Source organism: Paenibacillus sp. Y280 (genome assembly GCF_056786335.1).
In genome coordinates, this window is sequence record NZ_JBXCIW010000017.1 from 65,785 (window position 1) to 89,326 (window position 23,542).

21 protein-coding genes are annotated in these 23,542 nt (G+C 49.7%); 16 read left to right on the forward strand and 5 right to left on the reverse strand.

Annotated elements, in window-relative coordinates; genetic code table 11:
* Position 1: 1 nt before the first annotated feature.
* The 3 genes from AC1TPC_RS19850 to folE all read left to right on the forward strand — a co-directional run bounded on the left by AC1TPC_RS19850 (position 2) and on the right by folE (position 1,511).
* The gene (locus AC1TPC_RS19850; protein WP_482068529.1) at positions 2–532 is read left to right on the forward strand and encodes a methylated-DNA--[protein]-cysteine S-methyltransferase; all 531 of its coding nucleotides are present in this window, start codon (positions 2–4) and stop codon (positions 530–532) included.
* Positions 533–661: 129 nt separating this feature from the next.
* Complete coding sequence (locus AC1TPC_RS19855) at positions 662–883, forward strand: YneF family protein (RefSeq protein WP_482068568.1); 222 nt, start codon at positions 662–664, stop codon at positions 881–883.
* A gap of 34 nt (positions 884–917) precedes the next feature.
* Positions 918–1,511: a GTP cyclohydrolase I FolE gene (gene folE, locus AC1TPC_RS19860; RefSeq protein WP_482068530.1), complete on the forward strand. Its 594-nt coding sequence runs from the start codon at positions 918–920 to the stop codon at positions 1,509–1,511.
* Positions 1,512–1,579: 68 nt separating this feature from the next.
* Here folE and AC1TPC_RS19865 read toward each other — a convergent pair whose 3' ends face one another.
* Both AC1TPC_RS19865 and AC1TPC_RS19870 read right to left on the reverse strand, forming a co-directional pair.
* Complete coding sequence (locus AC1TPC_RS19865; RefSeq protein ID WP_482068531.1) at positions 1,580–2,668, reverse strand: Fe-Mn family superoxide dismutase; 1,089 nt, start codon at positions 2,666–2,668, stop codon at positions 1,580–1,582.
* An 82-nt stretch (positions 2,669–2,750) separates the two neighbouring features.
* Positions 2,751–3,806 (reverse strand): alpha/beta hydrolase, encoded by a 1,056-nt coding sequence (locus tag AC1TPC_RS19870; RefSeq protein WP_482068532.1) that lies wholly within the window; start codon positions 3,804–3,806, stop codon positions 2,751–2,753.
* Between the two features lie 253 nt (positions 3,807–4,059).
* Between AC1TPC_RS19870 and AC1TPC_RS19875 the strand changes: the two genes are divergently transcribed.
* Entirely contained in the window at positions 4,060–4,803 is a 744-nt protein-coding gene (locus tag AC1TPC_RS19875; RefSeq protein ID WP_482068533.1) for an IclR family transcriptional regulator, read from the forward strand.
* Between the two features lie 116 nt (positions 4,804–4,919).
* Here the strand turns inward: AC1TPC_RS19875 and acnA are convergent, their stop codons facing one another.
* Complete coding sequence (gene acnA / locus AC1TPC_RS19880; protein WP_482068534.1) at positions 4,920–7,643, reverse strand: aconitate hydratase AcnA; 2,724 nt, start codon at positions 7,641–7,643, stop codon at positions 4,920–4,922.
* 185 nt (positions 7,644–7,828) lie between these two features.
* Between acnA and AC1TPC_RS19885 the strand changes: the two genes are divergently transcribed.
* From AC1TPC_RS19885 to AC1TPC_RS19915, 7 genes are all read left to right on the forward strand, one after another.
* On the forward strand, positions 7,829–9,283 hold the full coding sequence (locus AC1TPC_RS19885) for an amidase domain-containing protein (protein WP_482068535.1): 1,455 nt from the start codon (positions 7,829–7,831) through the stop codon (positions 9,281–9,283).
* Between the two features lie 23 nt (positions 9,284–9,306).
* Positions 9,307–10,422: a D-alanine--D-alanine ligase gene (locus AC1TPC_RS19890; RefSeq protein WP_482068536.1), complete on the forward strand. Its 1,116-nt coding sequence runs from the start codon at positions 9,307–9,309 to the stop codon at positions 10,420–10,422.
* 1,060 nt (positions 10,423–11,482) lie between these two features.
* A complete protein-coding gene (locus AC1TPC_RS19895; RefSeq protein ID WP_169085986.1) occupies positions 11,483–11,800 on the forward strand; it encodes a hypothetical protein in 318 nt (105 codons plus the stop codon).
* A 3-nt stretch (positions 11,801–11,803) separates the two neighbouring features.
* The gene (uvsE, locus tag AC1TPC_RS19900; RefSeq protein WP_482068537.1) at positions 11,804–12,829 is read left to right on the forward strand and encodes a UV DNA damage repair endonuclease UvsE; all 1,026 of its coding nucleotides are present in this window, start codon (positions 11,804–11,806) and stop codon (positions 12,827–12,829) included.
* Between the two features lie 153 nt (positions 12,830–12,982).
* Positions 12,983–13,801 (forward strand): sulfite exporter TauE/SafE family protein, encoded by an 819-nt coding sequence (locus AC1TPC_RS19905; protein ID WP_482068538.1) that lies wholly within the window; start codon positions 12,983–12,985, stop codon positions 13,799–13,801.
* A 108-nt stretch (positions 13,802–13,909) separates the two neighbouring features.
* On the forward strand, positions 13,910–14,764 hold the full coding sequence (locus AC1TPC_RS19910) for an inositol monophosphatase family protein (RefSeq protein ID WP_482068539.1): 855 nt from the start codon (positions 13,910–13,912) through the stop codon (positions 14,762–14,764).
* 100 nt (positions 14,765–14,864) lie between these two features.
* Entirely contained in the window at positions 14,865–16,019 is a 1,155-nt protein-coding gene (locus AC1TPC_RS19915) for a PQQ-dependent sugar dehydrogenase (RefSeq protein WP_482068540.1), read from the forward strand.
* A gap of 591 nt (positions 16,020–16,610) precedes the next feature.
* Here AC1TPC_RS19915 and AC1TPC_RS19920 read toward each other — a convergent pair.
* Together AC1TPC_RS19920 and AC1TPC_RS19925 are read right to left on the reverse strand one after the other, a co-directional pair.
* Complete coding sequence (locus tag AC1TPC_RS19920) at positions 16,611–17,924, reverse strand: glutamate-1-semialdehyde 2,1-aminomutase (RefSeq protein WP_482068541.1); 1,314 nt, start codon at positions 17,922–17,924, stop codon at positions 16,611–16,613.
* Between the two features lie 88 nt (positions 17,925–18,012).
* Complete coding sequence (locus AC1TPC_RS19925) at positions 18,013–19,095, reverse strand: LCP family protein (protein WP_482068542.1); 1,083 nt, start codon at positions 19,093–19,095, stop codon at positions 18,013–18,015.
* 370 nt (positions 19,096–19,465) lie between these two features.
* On the opposite strand from AC1TPC_RS19925, the gene AC1TPC_RS19930 reads away from it, so the two are divergent.
* The 5 genes from AC1TPC_RS19930 to AC1TPC_RS19950 all read left to right on the forward strand — a co-directional run bounded on the left by AC1TPC_RS19930 (position 19,466) and on the right by AC1TPC_RS19950 (position 23,528).
* Entirely contained in the window at positions 19,466–20,491 is a 1,026-nt protein-coding gene (locus AC1TPC_RS19930) for an ABC transporter ATP-binding protein (RefSeq protein ID WP_482068543.1), read from the forward strand.
* Complete coding sequence (locus AC1TPC_RS19935; RefSeq protein WP_482068544.1) at positions 20,488–21,282, forward strand: ABC transporter permease; 795 nt, start codon at positions 20,488–20,490, stop codon at positions 21,280–21,282. Before AC1TPC_RS19930 ends, AC1TPC_RS19935 begins: the two co-directional genes overlap by 4 nt.
* A 5-nt stretch (positions 21,283–21,287) precedes the next feature.
* Positions 21,288–22,079 (forward strand): ABC transporter permease, encoded by a 792-nt coding sequence (locus AC1TPC_RS19940; RefSeq protein ID WP_482068545.1) that lies wholly within the window; start codon positions 21,288–21,290, stop codon positions 22,077–22,079.
* 61 nt (positions 22,080–22,140) lie between these two features.
* On the forward strand, positions 22,141–22,626 hold the full coding sequence (gene bcp, locus AC1TPC_RS19945) for a thioredoxin-dependent thiol peroxidase (RefSeq protein ID WP_482068546.1): 486 nt from the start codon (positions 22,141–22,143) through the stop codon (positions 22,624–22,626).
* A 308-nt stretch (positions 22,627–22,934) separates the two neighbouring features.
* Positions 22,935–23,528 (forward strand): lipoprotein BA_5634 family protein, encoded by a 594-nt coding sequence (locus tag AC1TPC_RS19950; protein ID WP_482068547.1) that lies wholly within the window; start codon positions 22,935–22,937, stop codon positions 23,526–23,528.
* Positions 23,529–23,542 lie beyond the last annotated feature (14 nt).

The window sequence follows — 23,542 nt, forward strand, 5'->3', positions numbered from 1 at the left end:
AATGACTGAGCGGCTATACGCGGCTGAGATTGATTCGCCAATCGGAGCGATGACATTGACAGCAACGGACACAGGCATTTGCCATTTGGATTTCTCTTCATACGTGGATGCCTTGGACAGGCTTCAGCCATGGGCGATACGCCATATAGGACCGCGCAGCTCAGACATTATGCTGGTTGATGCGTCATCTCATCCGCTGCTGAAGGAAGCAGACAGGCAGCTAAAGCTATATTTTGCCGGAGGATTGCAGCAGTTCGAGCTCCCTATTCAGATGTATGGTACGCCGTTTCAGCAGAAGGTGTGGGCAGCTTTGCAGCAAATTCTTTATGGCGAGACACGCACCTACAAAGACATTGCGGTGATGCTTGGCCAGCCAGGCGCGATGCGGGCCGTTGGCGGTGCGAATAATCGCAATCCCGTATCGATCATTGTGCCTTGTCATCGCGTGATTGGGGCGAGTGGCCAGATGGTCGGTTATGGCGGAGGTCTGCCGATCAAGATAGCGCTGCTTGAACTTGAGGCAAGAGCCTAATACGAATGAAATAGCAGCCTCAGAATGGTTGCGATTAGCACTAAGCTGTTCATTGTAAACACGTTGTGAACATGCTATCATGGGAACATTATACACAGCAGGAGATCTAGAAAGGGTCAGGTGGAACGTATGTCTTGGGTTAATATTGTGGTACCAATCGTTACTTTAGTGGCGGGAGCTGTAGGGGGCTTTTTTGTAGGCGTATTCTATCTGCGAAAGCAGCTTGAGAAGATGCAAAACGATCCTGAGATGATTCAAAAAATGGCTAAGCAAATGGGATACAACTTGAATAAACAGCAAATGCAAAAAGCTCAGCACATGATGAAAAATCAAAAAATGCCTCGCAGATAAGGAGCGTAAAGGTAGCCGGAAGGAGTGTTCAGAAATGGCGGGGAGGAAAGACTACGTCAATTCGAGTGTGACGAGCAATCGGGAGCAGATTGAACACCACGTGAAAGAAATATTGAAGTTGATTGGCGAAAATGTGGATCGGGAAGGTTTGTTGGAAACGCCTGCACGCGTAACTCGGATGTATGAGGAAATTTTTGCTGGCTATGAGGTAGATCCTCGCGAGGTGCTTGGCGTCACATTCGATGAGCAGCACGAAGAGCTTGTCATCGTCAAGGATATCGTGTATTACAGCCAGTGCGAGCATCATATGGCGCCGTTTTTCGGGAAGGCGCATATCGGTTACATCCCCAGCGGCAAAATCGCCGGGCTCAGCAAGCTGGCTCGCCTTGTAGAGGCGGTTACTCGCCGCCTGCAGGTGCAAGAGCGCATCACATCGCAAATTGCGGATATCCTTGCTGAGGAGCTGCAGCCAAACGGCGTGATGGTCGTTGTGGAAGGCGAGCATCTATGCATGTGCGCCCGCGGCGTGAAGAAGCCTGGCAGCAAGACGGTAACATCCGCTGTAAGAGGCGAATTCCGCAGAAACACAGCGCTTCGCTCCGAGTTTCTTACTTTGCTCAAGCAATAAACGGCTTGTAATAGAAAGTCCGTCAAGGAGGAACACTCTTGACGGACTTTTTTTGATAGCGGCAATTGTCAGAACGGCACCCAAACCAGCTTGCGCGCCTCCTCGAAGCGTTCATTCACATAATGCCAGTTGACCACGTTCCACCAGTCCTGCGCATAGTCGGTCCGTCTATTTTGATGCTTCAAATAATAGGCATGCTCCCACACATCTAAAGGAAGCAAGGGGACGATATCCCACTGGGATTGATTTTGATGTTTCTCAGCGGTTAAGATTTCGAGTCGCCTGCTTCGCGGACTCCATACGAGAATAGCCCAGCCGCTGCCCTCTACCTTCGCAGCAGCCTCGCTGAACTGCTTTCTAAAGCCGGTGAAGCTGCCAAAATCGTTTCTGATCTGATTGCTAAGCGGCCCAATCGCCTCACCGCCGCCGTAGGGTGACATGACGTACCAGAACAAAGTGTGCAAATAATGGCCGGCACCGTGAAAAGCCAGCTCGCGCTCCCAATGCTTTACGAGGTCGAAATTGCCGGTATCGCGCGCTGCCTGCAGCTGAAGCTCAGCTTTATTCAAGCCATCGACATAGGATTGGTGATGGATCTGATGATGAACTTTCATTGTATATTCATCGATATACGGTTCAAGCTCATCATAAGCATAAGGCAAAGAAGGCAGCGTATGGCCGCCAATCGGCACCACCTGCAGGAGCGGGGTGCGCTGCCGGCTATTGCCAGGGCTATTCACAGCTTGGCGATAAGCGCTCATTAAGCCAATGTAATAATTCGATTCTCGGATGGAATGGGAAATAACGGTTTTGGTTAAGGCTGTGGATACGGCAGCCGTACGCTCGGTCAACTGCGTGAGCTGATCGACATAGGTTAGAGATTGCTCAAGCGAAGCATCGACAAGCGCATCTACGGTCTGCTCGACATGTGACGGTAAGCGTGACGGATAGGGCACCCAATCATCCAGCCATTGATTTGTATAATGGGCAGTTTGAGAGAATATGGGCTCCCAAGACTCTAGAAGCTGTACATACTGGCGTTCAAGCTCAGGGGTTGCCTGTAAAATAACGGCGGCATGCTCTTTCTCCTGGAGCTTCCAATGTCGGATTAATTCCATAACGCGAACGGGCATGAGCGTTCCATAAACAAAAAGCACGACCATCGCCTCCCTTTGTCGCAACAAGTGCATCTATGTTAGATGTATTCGTTGTGAAACGGGCTTATGTCGTGCTTTCTGTTTATAATCTTTCTGCTTGGAGCTGCTGGTCGACTTGGCTCAGAAATAGGGCAGCTCTCTGAATATATTCGCTCGGATGCACTTGGAACAGGAGCTCATGCTTGCCATCTTGTACGATCCACGAGCGGGAGAGAACGTTGCCTTGACTTTCAGCGATGGCTTCTGCCGTCTGAAAGGGTGCCTTTACGTCATTCGTGCCATGAATGATGAACAGCGGGATATCGTAGACGTTCGAGATAACCTCGCTTGCCGGAATAGATCCGAAGCTTGCCCCCGTCCATAGGGGAATCATCGATTCAATGAGCGGAAGCGAGAAGCGCGGCAGCGAGACAAATTGATTCAGGTTATCAAATAATGCCTCCGGGCTTGGGATAAATAAGCTATCGAGTATCATCGCATCGATATCATCGGTCTGCAGGGCAGCTTGCAGGGCGGTTCCCGCACCCATTGAGAAGCCCCAGACGACGATATCCTCGGCGCCGCGTGACTTGGCGTAATCTACAGCAGCGAGCAGCTGCTGCGACTCCTCGAGGCCGCCAGTGGCCGGAGCCTTGTACTCCTTCGAGGCGTAGCCATAGTCAAACAGCAATATATTATAGTTTAAACCGTGCAGCAGCTTGGAGAGCTCATACATCGGTACCCAGGATTCTTCGCGATTTGCGCCATATCCATGGCTGAAAACAACAGTGCGCGCCGAAGTCACATACTCGCTGGCATTTGCTTCTGCGGGAATAAACCAGCCGCTGACAGTCGTATCGCCGCTTTTGCTAGGGAAAATGACATCCTCATAGTCTAAGCCGATAGCCGCTTGCGGATTAGAAGATAGCGGCGCGACAAAAGGATACGCAAGCATCCAAGCGACATAGCCATGAAAGATAATGAATGCCAGCAGGATCATAGCAGTGAGAGAAGCGATCGAGGCAACGAGCAAATGCTTGCTGCGGCTTCTCGTTTTGCGAAGCTGGAACAGGTACTCGGAATCTCCTAGCGGGAAGGGCTGAAGGTTTTGCGGAAATCCGCCTTCAAGCGGCAAAGGTGTCATAATGGTCGTGCTCATGTCGTTGTCCTCCCTCTGCTGGCATCTGTAAATGGGACTCGTTTAGGCTTAGCACTGTAAGCGCTTTTCTCTTCTAGTACTTTAATCGTAGTCCGGTCCTATAAGCCTGTCAATTGATGTCGAGGTAATGTTAATCATTTGTAATATTGCTGTAATGTAAAGAACTTTTCTTTACGTTGATAGAAGCGATGAGTTATACTGAATGAGAATCGGTTTCATTGGATGAAACTTTTTGAGGAAGAGGTGCGGCTGCATGGAAGATGGAAAATCGACGGTTCGGGCTGTGGATCGAGCGCTTGATATATTGCTGTGCTTTACATCGAAGACGGACTGGACAATGACGGAAATTGCCGAACATGTCGGCCTGCACAAAAGCACGGTTCACCGGATGCTTGCTACTCTCGAGGAGAAGGGCTTCATCGAGCGTGATCGCTCGACAGACCGTTACCATTTAGGATTAAAAATGTGGGAGCTGTCCGCCAATTTGTCGCGGTCAGACGACCAAGCAACGATATGGCTGCCGGAGATGGAGCGTCTACGCGACCAGCTGGGTGAAACAGTCAGCATATATGTAAGAGACGGCTCCGAGCGGATCCGCATGCAAGCGGTGCAGAGCAACCAGCCCGTGCGACGGGTGGCGCCAGTGGGCGCAAGGCTGCCGCTTTATGCAGGCGCGTCAAGCAAGGTGCTTATTGCCTATTCCGATCCCCTTGTTCAGGAAGGCATTTTTGGAGATCCGGCATGGCTTTATTCTATTGATCTAGATCAATACAAGCAGCAGCTCGAAGAGGTTTCCTTGCAGGGTTATGCAACAAGCTTTGAGGAGCGCGAGACAGGTGCTGCGGCTTTGTCTGCGCCTATATTCAATCGGACAGGCAATCTGACTGCCGCATTGTCCGTATCCGGCCCTGCAAGCAGGCTGACGATGGAGAAGATGAGGGAGTTTGCGCCAGTCATGATGGAGTCCGCCAAACGGATGGGGACTATGATTTTATAGCCAGAAAGAAACAGCAGACCTGTGCATGCCTCGGGCCTGCTGTTTTTCTGTTTTTCAACGTAAAAAAGAGCTTTGCCGTCAAGACGGCAAAGCTCTTTTTTGTACTTGCTCAGCAATTATGCTGTTGTATTCATGTTTGCGATCATTTGGCGAAGCACCGTTTGCAGGATACCGCCGTTGCGGTAGTAATCGACGTCAACCATCGAATCCAGGCGCACGATTGCAGGGAAGTCGAATGTTGTGCCGTCTTCGCGAGTTGCCGTAACGGTAACTTGCGAGCCTGGCGTAACGTCATTGGACAAGCCAACGATGTCGAACGTCTCGCGACCCGTAATGTTAAGCGTCTTCCAGCCTTGACCTTCCGGGAATTGGAGCGGCAATACGCCCATACCAACCAGATTGGAGCGGTGAATACGCTCGAAGCTTTCCGCGATAACAGCTTTAACGCCAAGCAGGTAAGTACCTTTTGCCGCCCAGTCGCGGGAGCTTCCAGTACCGTACTCTTTACCAGCTAGAACAACAAGGTTTTTGCCCGATTTTTGGTATTTCATCGAAGCATCGTAGATCGACATCACTTCATCCGTTGGCAGGTAAGTCGTTACGCCGCCTTCAGTTCCTGGAGCCACTTGGTTGCGAATGCGAATGTTTGCGAATGTACCGCGCATCATGACTTCGTGGTTACCGCGGCGTGAACCGTAAGAGTTGAAGTCTTCGCGTTTAACGCCATTTTCGATCAAGTATTGGCCGCCTGGGCTGTTAACAGTGATGTTGCCAGCAGGTGAGATATGGTCAGTCGTTACGGAATCGCCCATAAGCGCAAGCACGCTTGAGGAATGGATATCTTCGATGTCCGTCAGGTCAGGACCAAGGTTTTCGAAGAACGGCGGGTTTTGGATGTAAGTCGATTTAGCATCCCACTCGTAGCTTTCGCCTTTAGGTACTGAGATCGCGTTCCAACGCTCATTTTGCGTAAATACGTTCTCGTATTTGTCGCGGAACATTTGCGGGTTAAGCGCAGCAGTCATCGCGTCATTGATTTCTTGCGACGTAGGCCAGATATCTTTCAGATATACAGGCTTGTTGTCTTCAGTAAAACCGATTGGTTCAGTAGTCAAATCGATATTTGTTGTTCCAGCAAGCGCATAAGCGATAACTAGCGGCGGTGAAGCCAAGTAGTTTGCTTTTACTTGAGCATGAACGCGGCCTTCAAAGTTACGGTTACCGGAAAGCACTGCGGATACCGTCATGTCGTTGTCAGCAATCGCTTTGCTAACTTCGTCTGGAAGCGGACCGGAGTTGCCGATACATGTCGCGCAGCCATAGCCGGCAACGTGGAAGCCGAGCGCTTCAAGCGGCTCAAGCAGGTTTGCTTTTGTCAAATATTCCGTTACGACAAGCGAGCCTGGCGTTAACGAGCTTTTTACATAAGCAGGCTTCTTAAGTCCAAGTGCTACTGCTTTTTTAGCAACGAGGCCGGCACCGACCATAACGCTTGGGTTAGAAGTGTTCGTGCAGCTTGTAATTGCAGCAATTACGACTGCGCCAGTGCCCATTTTGCTCACTTGGCCGTCATTATGCTTAACCGTTACAACCTGATCGATTTTGTCATCGGATAGTCCATATCCGCCTTTGTCGATCGGCGTGCGGATAATGTTATTGAACGATTCTTTCATTGCAGTAAGCTCGACGCGGTCTTGTGGACGCTTCGGACCTGCAAGCGAAGGAACGATTGTGGAAAGATCAAGTTCAACGATATCAGAGAATACCGGATCTGGCGTCTCGTCCGTACGGAACATGTCTTGTGCTTTATAGTACGAGTCAACAAGCTCGATCAGATCTTCCGAGCGGCCTGTTTGGCGCAAGTAGCTAAGCGTCTCGTTATCAACAGGGAAGAAGCCGATTGTTGCGCCGTATTCCGGTGCCATGTTGGCAACCGTTGCACGGTCAGCAAGGCTGATATTGGACAAACCAGGACCGAAGAACTCAACGAATTTGCCAACAACGCCTTTTTTACGCAAAATTTGAGTAACGGTAAGCGCAAGGTCAGTTGCTGTTGAACCTTCTGCCAGCCTACCTGTCAATTTGAAACCGATAACTTCCGGCATTACGAAGTAAAGCGGTTGACCAAGCATACCAGCCTCAGCCTCGATACCGCCAACGCCCCAGCCAACAACGCCGAGACCATTGATCATCGTAGTGTGGGAATCTGTACCTACAAGGGAGTCAGGGTAAACAACAGTCTCGCCATCGATTGTTTTTGTTGCTGCAACGGAAGCCAAGTACTCGAGGTTAACTTGGTGAACGATACCTGTGCCCGGCGGAACCGCGCGGAAGTTATCGAACGCCGTTTGTGCCCAGCGAAGGAAACGGTAACGCTCTTCGTTGCGCTCAAACTCAACCTTCGTGTTATATTCAAGCGCTTCAGGCGTACCGAATGCGTCAACCATTACCGAGTGGTCGATTACGAGATCGACAGGCACGAGCGGGTTGATTTTTTTCGGGTCTCCGCCAGCTTTTTTCACAGTGTCGCGCATTGCCGCAAGGTCAACGACAACCGGTACGCCGGTAAAATCCTGCAATACGATACGAGCAGGTATGAAAGGAATTTCTTTATCTTCGCGTCCGTCAGCCCATGTAGCAAGCTGCTTCACATGTTCTGGTGTAATGGCGCGGCCGTCAAATTGACGAACAGCAGCCTCAAGCAATACTTTGATGGAAAAAGGCAATTTCGAAATATCGCCCAATCCTTGCTCTTCAAGTCCGCCCAGACGGTAGTAAGCGTAAGATTTGCCACCGGCGTCCAGCGTTGTGCGAACCGAATAATGATTTTGTGTAGACATCGTCATTCTCCTCTTTGAACGTATTTTGTGTTTCATTCTGTGAAACACAATTTCAAAATCGCTATATCTATAGTATATCGTTAAAATAGTCCTTCCGTAAAGTCCAATTATGTCCTTATGCGCCTGTAAATTGTGTGGAATCCATGAAGACGAATGTTACATGAAACGGAAGCCTGCTTCATATAATGAATCAGTTAATTAGCGCTAGACTTGCGCCGATTCGGCTGGCCGCATTCGTTTTCGCTTTCGAAACGAGCATGCGCCTGCGGATTGATGCATTCGCTGCGCTTGCATGCACGACAAGGTTAAGGAGGATTGCTATGTCGCGAATGGGTAACGGAGGACAGGGCTCTCAGGGTCAAAAGCGCAATCAAGCACCGTCCAAACCGGCAGCAACACAGCGCAAGCCGCAGCAGAAGGCTGCGACACATGCTCTACAGAAGCAGCCATCGCCTTTCGAGCTGCAAGTGGAGCGGCGTTCTGAGACGGCTGATCATGCGCTGCCAAGCCTGGAGAGAACAGCTCAAGAAGCAAAGCCAGTCAAGCAGCAAACATCTAAGCTGAATTCGCTTATGCGTTCATCCGATTACGATCCTTATAGTCAGCAGGGAAAGCTTCAAGGCTGGAAATCAGCCGTTCATCGCTATGTGAGCTTATACAATCAAGCCGAAGCGAACCAGCATGCGACCGTGCTGACGGATTATGTGACGGATACCGATCACTGCGACCGGCTTCGGTGCAGGCTCGAGCGGCTGCGCGAGCGTGATTTGTTTAGAGGCGCACTGCCGGCGGGCAGCGAGACAAAAGCAGAGCTCATACGCTTTAATGAATCATCCAGCGAAGTTTCAGTGCTCATTCGACTTCATATCAAAAGAAGAATGGAGCAGTCTGGACGATTTTACATGGAGGAAAGATCCGAATTCGAGCGTCTTTGGCTTGGGCTGTCGGGCAATGCCTGGGAAGTGCTGCGTGTAGAACCGATTATATCGGAGCGCAGGCCGCGTTTTGGCACTGTTTCGGACAACTGGATGACCGTAGATGAGCATTCGGAGCTACTTGGCGATCTATCGTCACCGTCAACACCATACTTAAATTATGACCTATTACAGCAATTCAAACACAGACCAGCCGGTATTCGCTACAGGAGAGATTTGGTTGCTGCGTATGCGGATCGCTGGTGGAATGAGGGCAACCCTTCCTACGAGCTTTTTGAGGTAAATTGTACGCATTACGTGTCGCAGTGCATCTTTGCAGGCAATGCTCCTATGAACTATACTGGTAAGAGGGAAACGGGCTGGTGGTATAAAGGACGGAATAAGGGCGGCGAATGGTGGAGCTACAGCTGGGCGGTATCTAATGCGATAACGAATTATTTGACAGCATCCCGGTCATCAGGCTTGCGAGCGGAAGTCGTGCAATCTGCCGATGAGCTTCAGCTTGGCGATGTCATTACGTATGACTGGAATGGCGATCAACGCTTTCAGCACAGCACGATCGTTACGGCCTTTGACTCGTTCGGAATGCCTCTGGTGAATGCCAATACTGTTTCCAGCAGGCATCGCTATTGGGATTATCGTGATTCCTATGCATGGACGGAACAAACGAAATATCGTTTTTTTCATATTGCAGATCTATTATAAATAATTGTACCGGAGGATATGCCATGGGGAGCAAGGCTAGAGTAGGTTTAGTTTACGGGGGGAAATCGGGAGAGCATGAGGTCTCTTTGCAAACGGCTTACGCTGTAATGGGAGAATTTGACTATAGCAAATACGAAATTAAACCTTTCTATATAACGAAGCAAGGCGAATGGAAAACGGGCGATGCGCTGCATGCCCGTCCAAGCAGCGTTGAGGAGCTTCGTTGCGCTGGGAGCGAGGCAAAGCAAACGGGCTTTGCGCTCGCCCCTTTGTTTGAAGGCTTAAACCAAGGAGCAGCTGTTGACAGCGAGACACGCATTGACGTTGTATTTCCGCTGCTGCATGGCACATTTGGGGAAGATGGTACGATTCAAGGCTTGTTCGAGATGGCGAACATTCCTTACGTCGGAGCGGGAGTTCTCGCTTCTGCCGTTGGGATGGACAAGATTCTGATGAAAAAAGTATTTGCTCAAGAAGGCTTGCCGCAATGCATATTCCGCTTCTTCAACCGGACGCAATGGGAAAGAGACGCTTCCTTCTTCATTATGGAGTGCGAGGTTTCGCTCGGCTATCCTTGCTTCATTAAACCAGCTAATCTAGGATCAAGCGTTGGCGTATCCAAAGCCAAAAACCGCGAAGAATTAGTTGCTGCCGTTAATTATGCCTTCCGCTTTGACCGCAAAGTAATCGTGGAGGAGTTTGTAGATGCTCGCGAAATTGAAGTGAGCGTGCTGGGCAACGATGATGCCAAGGCATCCCTGCCAGGCGAAATCGCACCATCCAATGAGTTTTATGATTACAAAGCCAAATACATTGACGGTAAATCGACCATGCAAATTCCAGCAATCCTGTCGCCAGAAATAACGGAATCCATTCGAGAAATGGCAGTCCGCGCATTCCAGGCAATCGACGGCTCAGGACTATCGCGGGTAGATTTCTTTCTTCGCAAAAGCGATAATCAGATTTTCATTAACGAAGTTAACACCTTGCCCGGCTTCACGCCATTCAGCATGTATCCGCTCATGTGGAAGGAAACCGGCATTCCATATAAAGAGTTGTTAGACACCTTAATTTCTTTGGCCCTTGCTCGCCACGCCGAAAAACAACGCATAGACTTTACAGGTGATGCAGCACAATAGGCTGACGAATTCGTAACCGAGCATGACGAATAGCATTAGGAAAAAAATCTTTTATTTATTGTTTTGGTAGGGCACGGCATTTATATGCAGGGGGAGGCGAGGCGCTTGAGGCGTTTCTTACCCCGTACATAAATGCGTTCCGCGTAACCAAAATATATATAAAGGAGTTTTTTCCTTCGCCCGTTGGACAAGCTGTCTGTTAGTATTTTCATCGCTGTTTATTTCGTATTTACTCAAACCAGCAGCAACTAACAGGAAAAGCTCCATCTAATTGGCTAGTTAGTCGGCTAGTATTTGGTTTATCAGGAATTTCTCCCGTTAAAATAAAGCAAATCCTCTAAAATGGGGACTTTTCTCCAAATTACATGGAGAAATTCCAGCTAATTACTGATTTGAGCATATATTCGTGAATTTAACGGGACTTTTTCCTGCTAAGTTGATATTCGACCAGTTAGCTCATGTCCTGATGCAGTAGTGCGAGTTGCGAGTATGTCTCCAGTGAGAAAGTTTGGCGAATGCGTCTACGTGGTATTGGGTGTTAAATGCCATTAAAAAGTAATATCCCAAGCACAACCAGTAAGCGTGTCCCGCAGGGACGAAAGCGATCCACCGCAAACGCGGCTATTAAGCACAGCTTGAGCTCCAACGTTAGTCTAGTTGCGGGTGTCCAGAGGGTGCAACCCTTTGGGCCCTCCCTTGGAAGGGAGGGTTTGGGTGGGTTCGAAAAGCCTTAAAGGTTTGGTATTGGGTGTTAAATGCCTTAAAAAGTAATATCCCAAGCACAACCAGTAAGCGTGTCCCGCAGGGACGAAAGCGATCCACCGCAAACGCGGCTATTAAGCTCAACTTGAGCTCCAACGTTAGTCTAGTTGCGGGTGTCCAGAGGGTGCAACCCTTGGGGCCCTCCCTTGGAAGGGAGGGTTTGGGTGGGTTCGAAAAGCCTTTAAAGGTTTGGTTATTAGTGTTGAAGCCTTTGAAGGTTTGGTATAAAAATCCCTTTGAAGGTTAGGTAGAAGCCTTTGGAGGTGCGGTAGATTTTCACTGAAAGGAGGGAAAAACAATGGGTTTTGCAACCGAATTTAACTCAGTCTGCAAATTTAAGTCCGAACAAGAGCTGTATGAATTGTTGGAGTATGGTCGGGGCAAAATGGTTAAGAGCGGCTTTCGCGTATTTCCTACAGGCCAGAAGGTTATCGCTTATACACCAGCCAACGAGGCGATTGCGATTGTCCGCATTTTAGCTTCTATCGCGGAAATTAATTTTCAAGGCGAAGAAGTGACACAAGTGGAGATGGAGCTCGTGAGAAAGCTGACCGAGGAAGAAGCAAAAATTCAAACGGCGCTTGCCTTTGAGATGTTTTTTGGAGAGAAGGCCTAATCAATGATCGTTAGATTTGGCTTTGTCGCGATGAGCTTGCAGGTAGAGAATGCGTCACCATCCAGAACGATGACGTTCGCAAATTTCTCGAAGGTGGACGACCGCGATGCGGGCATCCGAAAGCTGGAGAGAATTGCGGAGGAGAATCTACGGAGCACTCTGCGTATTTTGAAGCATTGCAAGGCTAGCGGCATTCAGATGTATCGGTTTTCGTCCAAGCTTATCCCGCTTGCTACGCATGAGCATTTATTGGATTGGAATCCATTTGCGGCTCTTGCGCCTGCTTTCAAGGAGGTAGGCGAATTTGTTCGAAAGAATGGCATTCGCGTGTCCTTTCATCCGGATCACTTCTGCGTGTTCAGCACGCCGAGGCCTGAGGTTCTAGCTAAGTCGGAGCTGGACTTGCTCTATCATATTCTAATGATTGAGCAAATGGAGCTGGACGAAGCGACAAAGTGCAACATACATATCGGCGGGGCATATGGCGACAAGGCAGTAGCTGCAGAACGGTTTATCCGTCAATTCAGCGCCTTGTCGCCTCGTTTTAAGCATCGGGTTACGCTTGAGAACGATGACAAAACGTTTAATGCAAGAGAAACGCTGGAGGCAGCTGAGCAGGTAGGCGTTCCGATGGTGCTCGATATTCATCATCATGCGGTTAATCCGGGCGACATAGATGAGGACGAGCTCTACAGTGGCTTATGGCCGAGAGTAGAGCTTACCTGGCAGAGGGAGCGCGAGCGGCTTGGCTTCACAAGCGCCAGTCAGCTTCCAGTTAAAATTCATGCTTCCAGTCCCAAAAGCGTATCCGATCCTCGCGGCCATGCAGATTTTGTGGAGGCAGAGTCGTTAGTGCATTTTTTGCGCCATGCGGCCCTCAGCACGGAGTATTTGGACTGCATGCTTGAAGCGAAGAGCAAGGACGAAGCATTATTCAAGCTCATGGAAAATTTGAAGCAAATGGAAGCAAGCGGAGCAGGTGTCAAGGTGCTGGACGGCGGGCGAGTTGAGATTGCTGCTCAGCATTAAAGGTTGTTTGCAAGCACCGAGCACCGTCAAGGCTTGTCCTTGACGGTGCTATTGTATGTTTGGCTATATGAAGCAGCGAGCCCTGCAGTTGAAGCGGAAGAAAATCTCCCTTTGCAGTCTCTCCAGAAAAAGGTTGAAAAAGGTGATCTCATCATGGAATGGATACTTCTCGTACTGCTCGGGATTGTAGCAGCAATGTTCGGCAGCATCGTTGGGCTGGGCGGCGGCATTATTATCGTTCCGGTGCTCATGCTGATTGGGCCGGTACTGACGGGTGACGTGATCGGCCATGCAACGGCTGTCGGCATTTCATTAACAGTGTTAGTCGTTACTGCACTTGCATCAACATTAAGCTATGCCAAACGCAAAATTGTTGATTTCCGCAGCGGCTGGATGTTTTTCATTACGAGCGGCCCAGCGGCGATGCTGGGCTCCGCATTGACGGGCGCGCTGCCTGCCGGCGTATTCCAGCTTGTTTTTGGCGTTTTTATGCTCCTGATGGCATCGCTCTTGATTGCTCGCGACTACATGAAACCGTTTTCTAAACAATGGTCAACCGTCCGCACGATGACGGATGCATCGGGTGAAGTACATACATACAGCTATGGCATTGTTCCGGCGCTAGCCATCGGTTTTGGCGTTGGCCTAATTTCCGGATTATTTGGAATTGGTGGCGGGTCATTGTTCGTACCGCTTATGGTGCTGCTGTTTCGTTTTCCGCCGCATTTAGCAACGGCTACATCGATGTTCGTCATTTTTTTATCATCTATTCTTGGAAGCGGCATGCATATTTACTTGGGAGAGACGGATTGGATGCTTGTGCTTGCATTAGTGCCTGGCGCTTGGATCGGAGGCAAGCTTGGTGCTGCCATAGCGGTGAAAATGAGCGGCAAGGGCTTGTTATGGCTGCTCAGAGTAACGCTGCTTCTGCTTGCGGGGCAATTAATTATTGAAGGTCTGAGATCTTTTTAATATTGTGAGAACAGTCTTATGCGAAACTTGATAGGAGCTTATACGTAATACCCGGGTAACATGTATGTATACGATTGTAAATTTATATAGAGGAAAGAGTGATGGACCGTGAGTGACCAGAACAACGCATTCGTTGTAGGCGGGAAAAGCTTTACTGCTGTCGCAATCAACTGCGCGTCGAAAGCAGGAGAATGGATTAAGATGAAGCTTGGCAATCACGCCAGCCTTGATATAAAGTATTCCTCGCATGACCTTGTTACAGAAGTAGATAAAGGGTCAGAGCGGCTAATTAAAAATTTGATTTTGACTCATTTTCCGCGCCATTCCTTTCTAGGTGAAGAGGGTGTGGAGCCCGGACCAGAGGCTTCTGCGCGTGCGCTTGAAAATATTCGCGACGCAGAGTATTTATGGATCGTCGATCCGATTGACGGAACGACCAACTACGTACACGGCTTCCCTTACTTCTGCGTGTCGATCGCGCTTGCACACAATGGGGAGGTCATCGTTGGTGTTATCTACGACCCGATGAGAGATGAGCTGTTTGTCGCGGAGAAAGGCAAAGGAGCCTATGTCCATGGCAAAAGGATGCAGGTGTCTGCGGATGATACGCTGCGCGGCAGCCTTGTAGCAACCGGGCTACCAGCCGATCATCATTATGCGCTTCCTCTCAACCTGAAAGGCATACAAGCGGTAGCCCCGCAGGTTCGGAACCTTCGCATTGCCGGCTCGGCAGCGCTGCATATGGCATATGTCGCAGCAGGACGATTAAGCGGATTTTGGGAAATCGGTCTAAATAGCTGGGATTTGGCGGCTGGCTCGCTGCTCGTGCAGGAGTCAGGCGGCGTCGTAAGCAATACGCTTGGCAAGCCATACGATTTGGGCGTTCGCAACGTCGTAGCGTCGAATGGACTTATTCAGGAGGAGCTTATCAAAGCTCTAGCTGAAGCGGAAGCAAGCGAATAGTGTGGGAAGGACAGCGTACGGCTTGCAAGCAGGTACGGTGTCCTTCTCTGTCTCTGGCCATAGCCCATCTGCCTGATTGAGAGGGAGGAATCAATTGATTATGACTACTAAAAAACGGATAGCCGCGCTGATGATGACGATGGTGTGCGTAGGCATGCTGGCTGCATGCGAGTCTAATGAAAATTCCGAATCGAAGCCATCGGCAACGGCTTCAGCAGCAGAAACAACGGACAAGAAGCAAGAAACGGAGACGAATGAGGCGGCAGAAACGGATGACACAGCGGCAGCATACGAGGTGCTGGCGCAGGAGCTTCGTGTGCCGTGGGTTATAACATTCGATGGGGATATCGTATATATTAGCGAACGAGAAGGAAATATTGTCAAGGTAGACGGCAATAAGATGATACGACAAGCGGTCCATTTGAATAAAGGCGTGCATGGTATCGGCGAAGGAGGTTTTCTAGGCTTCCTGCTGGCGCCGGATTTTGCAAAGTCAAAGCTGGCCTATGCCTATCACACCTACGAGGAGAAGGGCCGTATTTTGAATAGAGTTGTACTTCTGAAGCAAAATGGCGAGCAATGGGATGAGGTGCGCGCTCTGCTAGAAGGTATACCGGGCGCGGCCAACCATGATGGCGGACGGATGGCATTTGGGCCGGACAAGCTGCTTTATGTGACGACAGGCGATGCGCAGCAAAGGGAGCTGGCGCAGGATCGGAACAGCTTGGCGGGCAAAATTTTGCGTATGACACTAGATGGCAACGTGCCAGAGGATAATCCGTTCCCAGGCTCTTATGTGTATTCGTATGGACATCGCAATCCGCAAGGACTCGTATGGAATCACGAGGGTGTGATGTTTAATACAGAGCATGGTCCAACGGGAGATCCCGGCGGGCATGATGAGATCAACATCATTAAAGCGGGCGGAAATTACGGCTGGCCGACCATTTACGGGGACGAAGAGCATGAGGGAATGATAACCCCGATTTACCATTCAGGGGAAAAGGCGATTGCGCCTTCGGGAGCGACAATTGATGAGCGCAACCGTATTTTGATTGCGACCTTGATGGGGGGAGCGATTTATCGTTACGACCCGGCAACAAGTGAAATGGCTGTTGTTTTCGAAGGTGAAGGGCGGCTTCGCGATGTGAAAATGAAGGATGGCCGCATATACGTCATTACGAACAATACCGATGGCCGCGGCATCCCGTCGAAGACGGATGATCGTCTGCTCCTGCTTAAGCCTATTGAGTAGCAAACCTAACTATCCACAGGCTTTTTCGCTTATTCCAGCGCTCATTGTTCTAACCCGCAAGTTTGAAATAAAAGGCTAGCTCAAATCATTTGGTTTTGTGGAATGAACAGGAAAAACCCCATCTATTTTCCTGATAAAAGGCCAGTTCGTTCATTTAGCTGGAAAAACTCCCGTTAATCGGAGCACATACACCGAAATAGGGTCAAAAGTGAGATATTAACGGGAGAAAATCCATCTAAACCTGATTTTTGCCAAAAAACACATGAAATAACGGGAGTTTTTCCCGTAAATGCTGACTCAAGAGGGTTCTTGCCCCATGCATGATTGAACCCGAGACTACAGATGAACCAGGGATTCCGCCGATTCCTGCTTCGTGGCTTGCCAAAGGTAAGCCTGGAGGTGGAGAGACTTTCGCTTGCCCACTATCTCATGAAACAAGCGCCCATAGACCTGAATAGAAAAATAGCGGTACAGGAATAGCCCCCTGTACCGCTATTTTTTCACTTCCAACATTTCAATTCAAAGCGAGCTATCTCTCCAGCGAGCTTACTGCTTTTGGGACACCCTCTTGGCGTGCATAACTTTATTCGGTTATTTCAGTTTAGTGAAAGCATAATTAATCGCTTGAATGGTTTCATCAATGTCGGCCTCTGTGTGCGCGGTCGTGAAGAACCAAGCTTCATATTTGGAAGGCGCGAGGTTGATGCCCTGCTCCAGCATAAGCTTGAAAAATCTGCCGAACAGCTCGCCGTCCGTATCCTGCGCCTCATCGTAGTTGGTAACGGGATGATCGCAAAAATGAGCAGAGAACGAGCCGCGAATTTGATTGATCGTGAGCGGGATGCCATGCTGCTTCGCGGCAGCGTGGAGGCCGGTCGCCAGCTTGGTAGCGAGGGCGTTCATACGGTCGTAAATGCCCGGCTCCTTCAGCAGCTCCAAGCAGGCGATGCCTGCCGAGATGGAGGCAGGGTTGCCTGCCATCGTGCCCGCTTGATAGGCAGGGCCGAGGGGAGCAACCTGCTCCATAATTTCGCGGCGTCCTCCATAAGCGCCAATCGGAAGGCCGCCGCCGATGATTTTGCCAAGCGCCGTTAAGTCCGGCTCGATCGCTTGATGATCTGGGAAAGCGACATACGTCTGTGCAGCGCCGTAATGGAAGCGGAAGGCACTGATGACCTCGTCATAGATGACGAGTGCGCCGGCATCGCGAGTGAGCTTGCATAGCCCTTCTAGGAAGCCCTCTTGCGGCATGACCATGCCGAAGTTGCCGACAATCGGCTCGACCATAACGGCGGCCGTCTCGTGGCCCCAGCGCTCTAGTGCTTCCTTCAGCGCTGGCAGATCATTAAACGGAACGGAAATAACCTCGCTGGCGATGCTGGCGGGAACGCCGGCGCTATCGGGAATGCCAAGCGTGGAAGGTCCAGAGCCTGCCGCGACGAGCACGAGGTCGGAATGGCCATGGTAGCAGCCTGCGAACTTGATGATTTTAGTTTTCTTCGTATAGGCACGTGCGACGCGGATGGTCGTCATGACGGCCTCCGTGCCGGAGTTGACGAAACGAACCTTGTCGAGCGACGGGATCGCTTCCTTCAGCATGCGGGCGAGCGTAATTTCAAGCTCTGTTGGCGTTCCGTACAGCGTACCGTTTTGCGCGGCGCGAACGATTGCTTCCGTAATATGCGGGTGAGCATGTCCGGTTATAATGGGGCCGTATGCCGCCAAATAGTCGATGTATCGGTTATCGTCGACATCCCAGAAATAAGCGCCTTCGCCGCGTTTCATGAACACCGGCGCGCCGCCGCCTACCGCTTTGTAGGAACGGGAAGGACTGTTGACGCCGCCGACAATATGCTGCAGCGCTTCTTCATAAAGCTTATCTGAATTTGGTCGTTGTATTGCCATGGATATCAGCCTCCAATAAAATGGGTTGTGGGTATTTCGAGAAGCAAAATACACGCAACTTAAGCTCGCCGTTGCGTGTATTTATAGATTACTGTTTCGAGTTGGAACTAGAACTGGTACTGGAACTGGTACTGGAACTGGAATTAGAGCTGCTGGCCGCACCGTCAACCGGCGTAGTGGTCTCGGTAGGGGCAGGCACCGTGTCGTCCTGCTCCAGCGTCATTTGTACGAAGGAGTGAAGCTCGTCCTCGTCGCTGATTCCAATGACCGATGCGCCGCCAACGCGGTCTTCTGCGATCAGTTCCATCGGCGGAATTTGCGTCGTGTTGGCTACGTGGCTTTTGACGCCAAGCTGGCCGAGCTTCAGCATATCAGGCACGCTGATGTTCATTTTGACGTAAGGCTGTACGCTGTCGAGAATCTTTTTCATGTTGATAATGTTCCAGGTCGATTGAAGCTCCTTGGACACCGCCTGTAGGAAGTTTCTCTGACGCTCCGTTCGCGTGAAATCGCTCATGGCATCGTGGCGGAAGCGAACGTATTGGAGCGCTTTGTCGCCGTCGAGCAGCTGGTAGCCTTTTTGGAGATCGATATCGTAGCGGTTGCCATCTGCGTTGTCCGTATAATGCATATCCTTCTCGACGTCGAAGTAAATGCCGCCAATCGTATCGATCAGCTTCTTAAAGCCTTCAAAGTCGGTATATACATAGTATTGTATGTCGAGACCAAGCAGATCGCCGACTGTTTGCATGGCTAGCGGGTATTCCCCTAGAGTGAGCGCAGTATTGATCCGGCCTTTGCCATATCCTTCGATGTTGACGTAAGTATCTCGAAGGACCGAGAACAGATGCGCTTTCTTGGTAACAGGATCGAAGGATGCGACCAATATGGAGTCTGAACGAGCCGCCTGGCCCTCATCTACCCCGCGAGCGTCACCGCCGAGCAGCAAAATATTAACGCGTTCCTTGCCCTCCCATTCGGGAATCGGAACAGGCGTGGCTTCGACGTTGTCGACAGGATCCTTCGTTGCCTCTGGATCGCTGAAATTATCGAGCGCATTATAGATGCCTACGCTCCAGTAAATGATAAAAGCTGCTGCTGCGCCCAGAATTACGGAGAGGCTAATGTATAACCATCTCCATCTTTTTTTCTTATTCGTCTGTTTAGACATTTCGCTAGACGTGCTCCCTTCAGATGCTGCTGGATCTTTTTGTCCCAAGGAGGGTACATTTCAAATGTAAACATGAGCAAAGATGGCATAGCGAATGGTCCGCTTCCAGGAAGAAGGTTAGCGGAGCTGTTTACGCTAGAAATATAAGAACGTATAAGGCCAGAGCAAATAGCTTATATTTCATCAGCAAACGGAGGCTGCGCTGCCTTCGGCAGGCCCAGCCGTTTACGCTAGGCGTGAACTACTGTATGATTACATATCATAAAATTATAAAGCTGAACGACATCCAGAAGCAAGTTTTATCGTTTTAGGTAAAAAAAGATCGGTATTTCCTAGGAAATGTCGAAGTGAAAGGGGCTATTCCAACCAGATGTTAGCCATTGATGTAAAGGATTTGCGCAAGCAGTTCAGCGTGCAGAAAAACCGAGAAGGCCTATCCGGCGCCCTTAAGGACTTGTTTAAACGAGAATACAATGAGGTAACGGCGGTCAAAGATATTTCCTTTCAAATTCCGCAAGGCGAAATATGCGGCTATATAGGAGAGAACGGAGCAGGCAAGTCGACTACGATCAAAATGCTGACGGGCATTTTGGTGCCTACGTCAGGAGAGCTCAAGGTGAACGGCTACGTGCCGTTCAAGGATCGCGAGAAGTTCGTAAACGGCATCGGCGTCGTCTTCGGCCAGCGCTCCCAGCTTTGGTGGGACATCGGCGTGATCGAATCGTTCCAGCTGCTGCGCAAAGTATATCGCGTATCCGAAGCGGATTATCGCAAAAGGCTGAACGAGCTTGTCGAGCGGCTTCAGCTAGGTGATTTGCTCAACCGTCCCGTTCGTAAGCTAAGCCTTGGACAGCGAATGCGCTGCGAGCTTGTTGCTTCGCTGCTGCACAATCCGTCCATTCTTTTTCTTGATGAGCCGACAATCGGCCTCGACATCGTCGTGAAGACCGAAATCCGCGACTTTCTCCTTCAGATGAATAAAGAGCAGGGAACGACCATTTTGCTGACGACACATGATTTGCAAGATATTGAAGCGCTTTGCTCGCGCGTCATCATGCTGGATGACGGCCGTATTATTTACGATGGCGGTCTTGACGATCTGAAGAACCGATGGAGCAAGGGCCGCGAAATTCAGTTCCAGTTTGGAGGGCATACGCCGCTTGCAGTCCTTCAGCAGCTGACCCATTCACTGGATGTAACGTGGACGATGGAAAATGAAGTGAGCGCGAAAATGTGGCTGCCGCATGCCGTTAATGTATCCGATGCGCTGTCGTGCGTAGTTGGCGGCGTTGAGATCCGCGACATCAAAATCATTGAAACCAACACGGACGATATCGTTCGCAGCATCTATTCCTCAGGCTCAGCGTCAACCTCGAAGGAGACGGCCCAGTCATGATGAGCGCTTATATCGATTTTATTCGTATACGGTTTATCATGATGCTTGCTTACCGCGTTAATTATTATAGCGGCATTATCATTTATGCCATTAACATTGGCGCTTATTACTTTCTGTGGCAGGCTATTTACGGCGATCAGGAGACGCTTGCCGGCTTTACCGTGACCCAAATGACAACATACGTTGCCGTATCCTGGATGGCTCGCGCCTTTTATTTCAACAACTTAGATCGCGAGATCGCGAATGAAATCCGGGACGGCAGCGTTTCGGTTCAACTGATCAGGCCTTATTCCTATTTGCTCGTCAAAATGATGCAGGGCTTCGGCGAGGGGTTATTCCGAATGCTGCTGTTCATGGTGCCGGGGATGATTATCGTTTGTCTCATATTCCCGGTTACGCTGCCTACAGATCCAATGACATGGCTCATTTATCTAATCATGCTGTTCTTTAGCTTTCTGATCAATTCACAAATTAATATTTTGACCGGCTTGTTCGCGTTTTTTGTTGAAAATAACGAAGGCATGATGCGGATGAAACGGGTTATGGTCGATTTGTTCTCCGGCGTGGTCGTGCCGATTGCCTTCTTCCCAGGCTGGCTCTCCGCAATCATGCAGTGGCTGCCGTTCCAGGCCATCACCTATTTGCCGAGCTCCGTGTTTACGGGACGGACGCCAAGCAGCGAAGTGCTGCCTGTATTCGGCATTCAAGTGCTATGGTTTGCAGGCTTGCTGGTGCCAATCTGGCTGACGTGGCGCGCTGCTCGCAAGCGGCTGTTCGTGCAAGGGGGTTAATAGAGATGAGATACGCATCATTGTTCTGGGAATACATTAAAAACTATGCAAAAACAAGACTGACCTACCGTGCCGATTTCTGGGTTGAGGTGCTGTCTGACTTATTGTTCCAAGGGATGAACCTCATCTTCATCTTGATTGTATTCCAGCACACGCCTTCGCTTGGCGGCTGGTCGGAGGCTGAGGTTGTGTTCGTCTACGGTTTCTTCATGATTCCTTATGGCGTGTTCAGCACATTCTTCAGCATTTGGAATTTCAGCGAGCGTTATATCGTAAAAGGAGAGATGGACCGCGTCCTTACAAGGCCGGCTCATAGCCTCTATCAGGTGCTGCTCGAAAATGTAGATCCGCCGTCGTTGATCGGCTCCTTTGTCGGTGCGATCATTATGGTTCTCTGCTGGGCGCAGCTCGATCTGCCGTTCCAATTGCTCGATTTATTGATGCTCATGCTGCTCGTACTGGGCGCGGTTCTCATTTACGCGGGACTATATACGGCGCTCAGCGCCATATCCTTCTATTCCGACGCGCCGACCGGCATCGTGCCGCTTATGTACAATATTCAAAACTACGGCCGATATCCGGTTAACATTTATAACAAAATGATCCGGTTCGTGCTGACATGGCTGCTTCCATTCGCTTTCGTCGGCGTTATACCGGCATCTTATTTCCTTGAGAAGAAGGCGGATGATCTGTCACAGCTTGCGCTTCTGACGCCTGTCATGGGCATTGTCGTATTTTCATTGGGGCTGTGGCTATGGAACCACGGAGTAAAGCGTTATCGTGGAGCTGGCTCTTAGTCAGAGCGCTGTGAGCACCGCGCTTGCGGTGCCATTACAAAATGTTTTTGGAGGACTTTAGATGACACAGCTTCAAGTGGGAGACACGGCCCCGGATTTCGTATTGCCGGCGTCAAATGGAGATAATGTTGCACTTAGAGATTATCGCGGGAAAAATGTGGTCCTCTACTTTTATCCGAAGGATATGACGACCGCCTGTATACAGGAGTCCTGTGATTTTCGCGATGCAAACGCGGAGATGCTGAAGCATAATACCGTTATTCTGGGCATCAGCCTCGATACGATAAAATCGCATCAGCGCTTTATAGAGAAGAAGGAGCTTCCTTTCCTGCTTTTGGCCGATACGGAGCACGCAGTATGCGAGCTTTACGGCATATGGCAATTAAAGAAGCTGTACGGCAGGGAGTATATGGGACTTGTCAGGTCGACGTTTCTGATTGATGCGGCAGGCAAGCTGGTTCAGGAATGGCGCAAGGTAAGGGTAAAAGGGCATGCGCAGCAGGTGCTTGAAGCGGTGCAGCAATTGCAGTCTAAGGTTACAGGGTAATACGAGGCATATATAAAGTTGAAAATGGACGGTGCAGAGTACGATATCTGCACCGTCCATTTTTCAATTTTAGCCCAGCTTTTCTTACAAACCTGTCACCTAAATTGTCACTCAAATCGATGGCTGGCATTCGGTCGTTTCTATAGGATAGGCAATAGATAAACGATAAGAAAAGGAGGCAACAACAAATGAACAAATGGCTAAATACAATAACGACTGTAGCTGCCGTCATTATTGTTATTATTTTTACAGGGCAAGATTCCTTTTAAATATAGGACCATTCAGATGAAAGGCAGAGGAGATGCAATATGAAAAAATGGTTAACAATCGTACTGGCTGTTGTTGCTTTCATTTTTATCGCGTGGTTTGGGGGAAAAGCAGTAATCGATATCATTTTCCCGCAAGCGGGCGGGATCATTGCTTATGGGGAGAGACAGCAGATAGATGCCGTTTTAAAGGAGCATGCTAAGCAACTAGAAGCAAGCGATGTGTTTGCAATTAAAACCGCAGAAGCTGACGGACAAAAAAACATGTTTCTGTCGCAAACGACGATTGATGCTTTAATCCAAAAAAAGCTTCTTACAAGAGTAATAGCGGATGGCAGCACGGAGACTGTAATTTCATTGCCCCCGGTTTCAGGAAAAGAGGGCTTGTTGTTTGCCAAGCAAAAGGCGGACAAAGTTATTGGAAGTGAAAGTACGCTGCCGGTCAACTATGAGGGAAATATTATTATTGGGGATGGCCGAGCCTATGCAGATAGGTTTGTCGTTCTTGAAGACTCCCATTGGCAAGCGCTGCAAGAGAAGGAAAAAACGATGGCGGTTATGAAAATCAAAAAAAATGCTGAACGATTAATGGGAACGCTCGAGGTGGAGACACAACAGCTTGTCAGAATAAAATAATAGCTCTAACAAAG

Coding starts and splice junctions, on each gene's coding strand:
- AC1TPC_RS19850 (WP_482068529.1), top strand. CDS start 2: ATGACTGAGCGGCTATACGCGGCTGAGATTGATTCGCCAATCGGAGCG.
- AC1TPC_RS19855 (WP_482068568.1), top strand. CDS start 662: ATGTCTTGGGTTAATATTGTGGTACCAATCGTTACTTTAGTGGCGGGA.
- folE (WP_482068530.1), top strand. CDS start 918: ATGGCGGGGAGGAAAGACTACGTCAATTCGAGTGTGACGAGCAATCGG.
- AC1TPC_RS19870 (WP_482068532.1), bottom strand. CDS start 3,806: ATGAGCACGACCATTATGACACCTTTGCCGCTTGAAGGCGGATTTCCG.
- AC1TPC_RS19875 (WP_482068533.1), top strand. CDS start 4,060: ATGGAAGATGGAAAATCGACGGTTCGGGCTGTGGATCGAGCGCTTGAT.
- acnA (WP_482068534.1), bottom strand. CDS start 7,643: ATGTCTACACAAAATCATTATTCGGTTCGCACAACGCTGGACGCCGGT.
- AC1TPC_RS19885 (WP_482068535.1), top strand. CDS start 7,829: ATGAATCAGTTAATTAGCGCTAGACTTGCGCCGATTCGGCTGGCCGCA.
- AC1TPC_RS19890 (WP_482068536.1), top strand. CDS start 9,307: ATGGGGAGCAAGGCTAGAGTAGGTTTAGTTTACGGGGGGAAATCGGGA.
- AC1TPC_RS19895 (WP_169085986.1), top strand. CDS start 11,483: ATGGGTTTTGCAACCGAATTTAACTCAGTCTGCAAATTTAAGTCCGAA.
- uvsE (WP_482068537.1), top strand. CDS start 11,804: ATGATCGTTAGATTTGGCTTTGTCGCGATGAGCTTGCAGGTAGAGAAT.
- AC1TPC_RS19905 (WP_482068538.1), top strand. CDS start 12,983: ATGGAATGGATACTTCTCGTACTGCTCGGGATTGTAGCAGCAATGTTC.
- AC1TPC_RS19915 (WP_482068540.1), top strand. CDS start 14,865: ATGACTACTAAAAAACGGATAGCCGCGCTGATGATGACGATGGTGTGC.
- AC1TPC_RS19920 (WP_482068541.1), bottom strand. CDS start 17,924: ATGGCAATACAACGACCAAATTCAGATAAGCTTTATGAAGAAGCGCTG.
- AC1TPC_RS19925 (WP_482068542.1), bottom strand. CDS start 19,095: ATGTCTAAACAGACGAATAAGAAAAAAAGATGGAGATGGTTATACATT.
- AC1TPC_RS19930 (WP_482068543.1), top strand. CDS start 19,466: ATGTTAGCCATTGATGTAAAGGATTTGCGCAAGCAGTTCAGCGTGCAG.
- AC1TPC_RS19935 (WP_482068544.1), top strand. CDS start 20,488: ATGATGAGCGCTTATATCGATTTTATTCGTATACGGTTTATCATGATG.
- AC1TPC_RS19940 (WP_482068545.1), top strand. CDS start 21,288: ATGAGATACGCATCATTGTTCTGGGAATACATTAAAAACTATGCAAAA.
- bcp (WP_482068546.1), top strand. CDS start 22,141: ATGACACAGCTTCAAGTGGGAGACACGGCCCCGGATTTCGTATTGCCG.
- AC1TPC_RS19950 (WP_482068547.1), top strand. CDS start 22,935: ATGAAAAAATGGTTAACAATCGTACTGGCTGTTGTTGCTTTCATTTTT.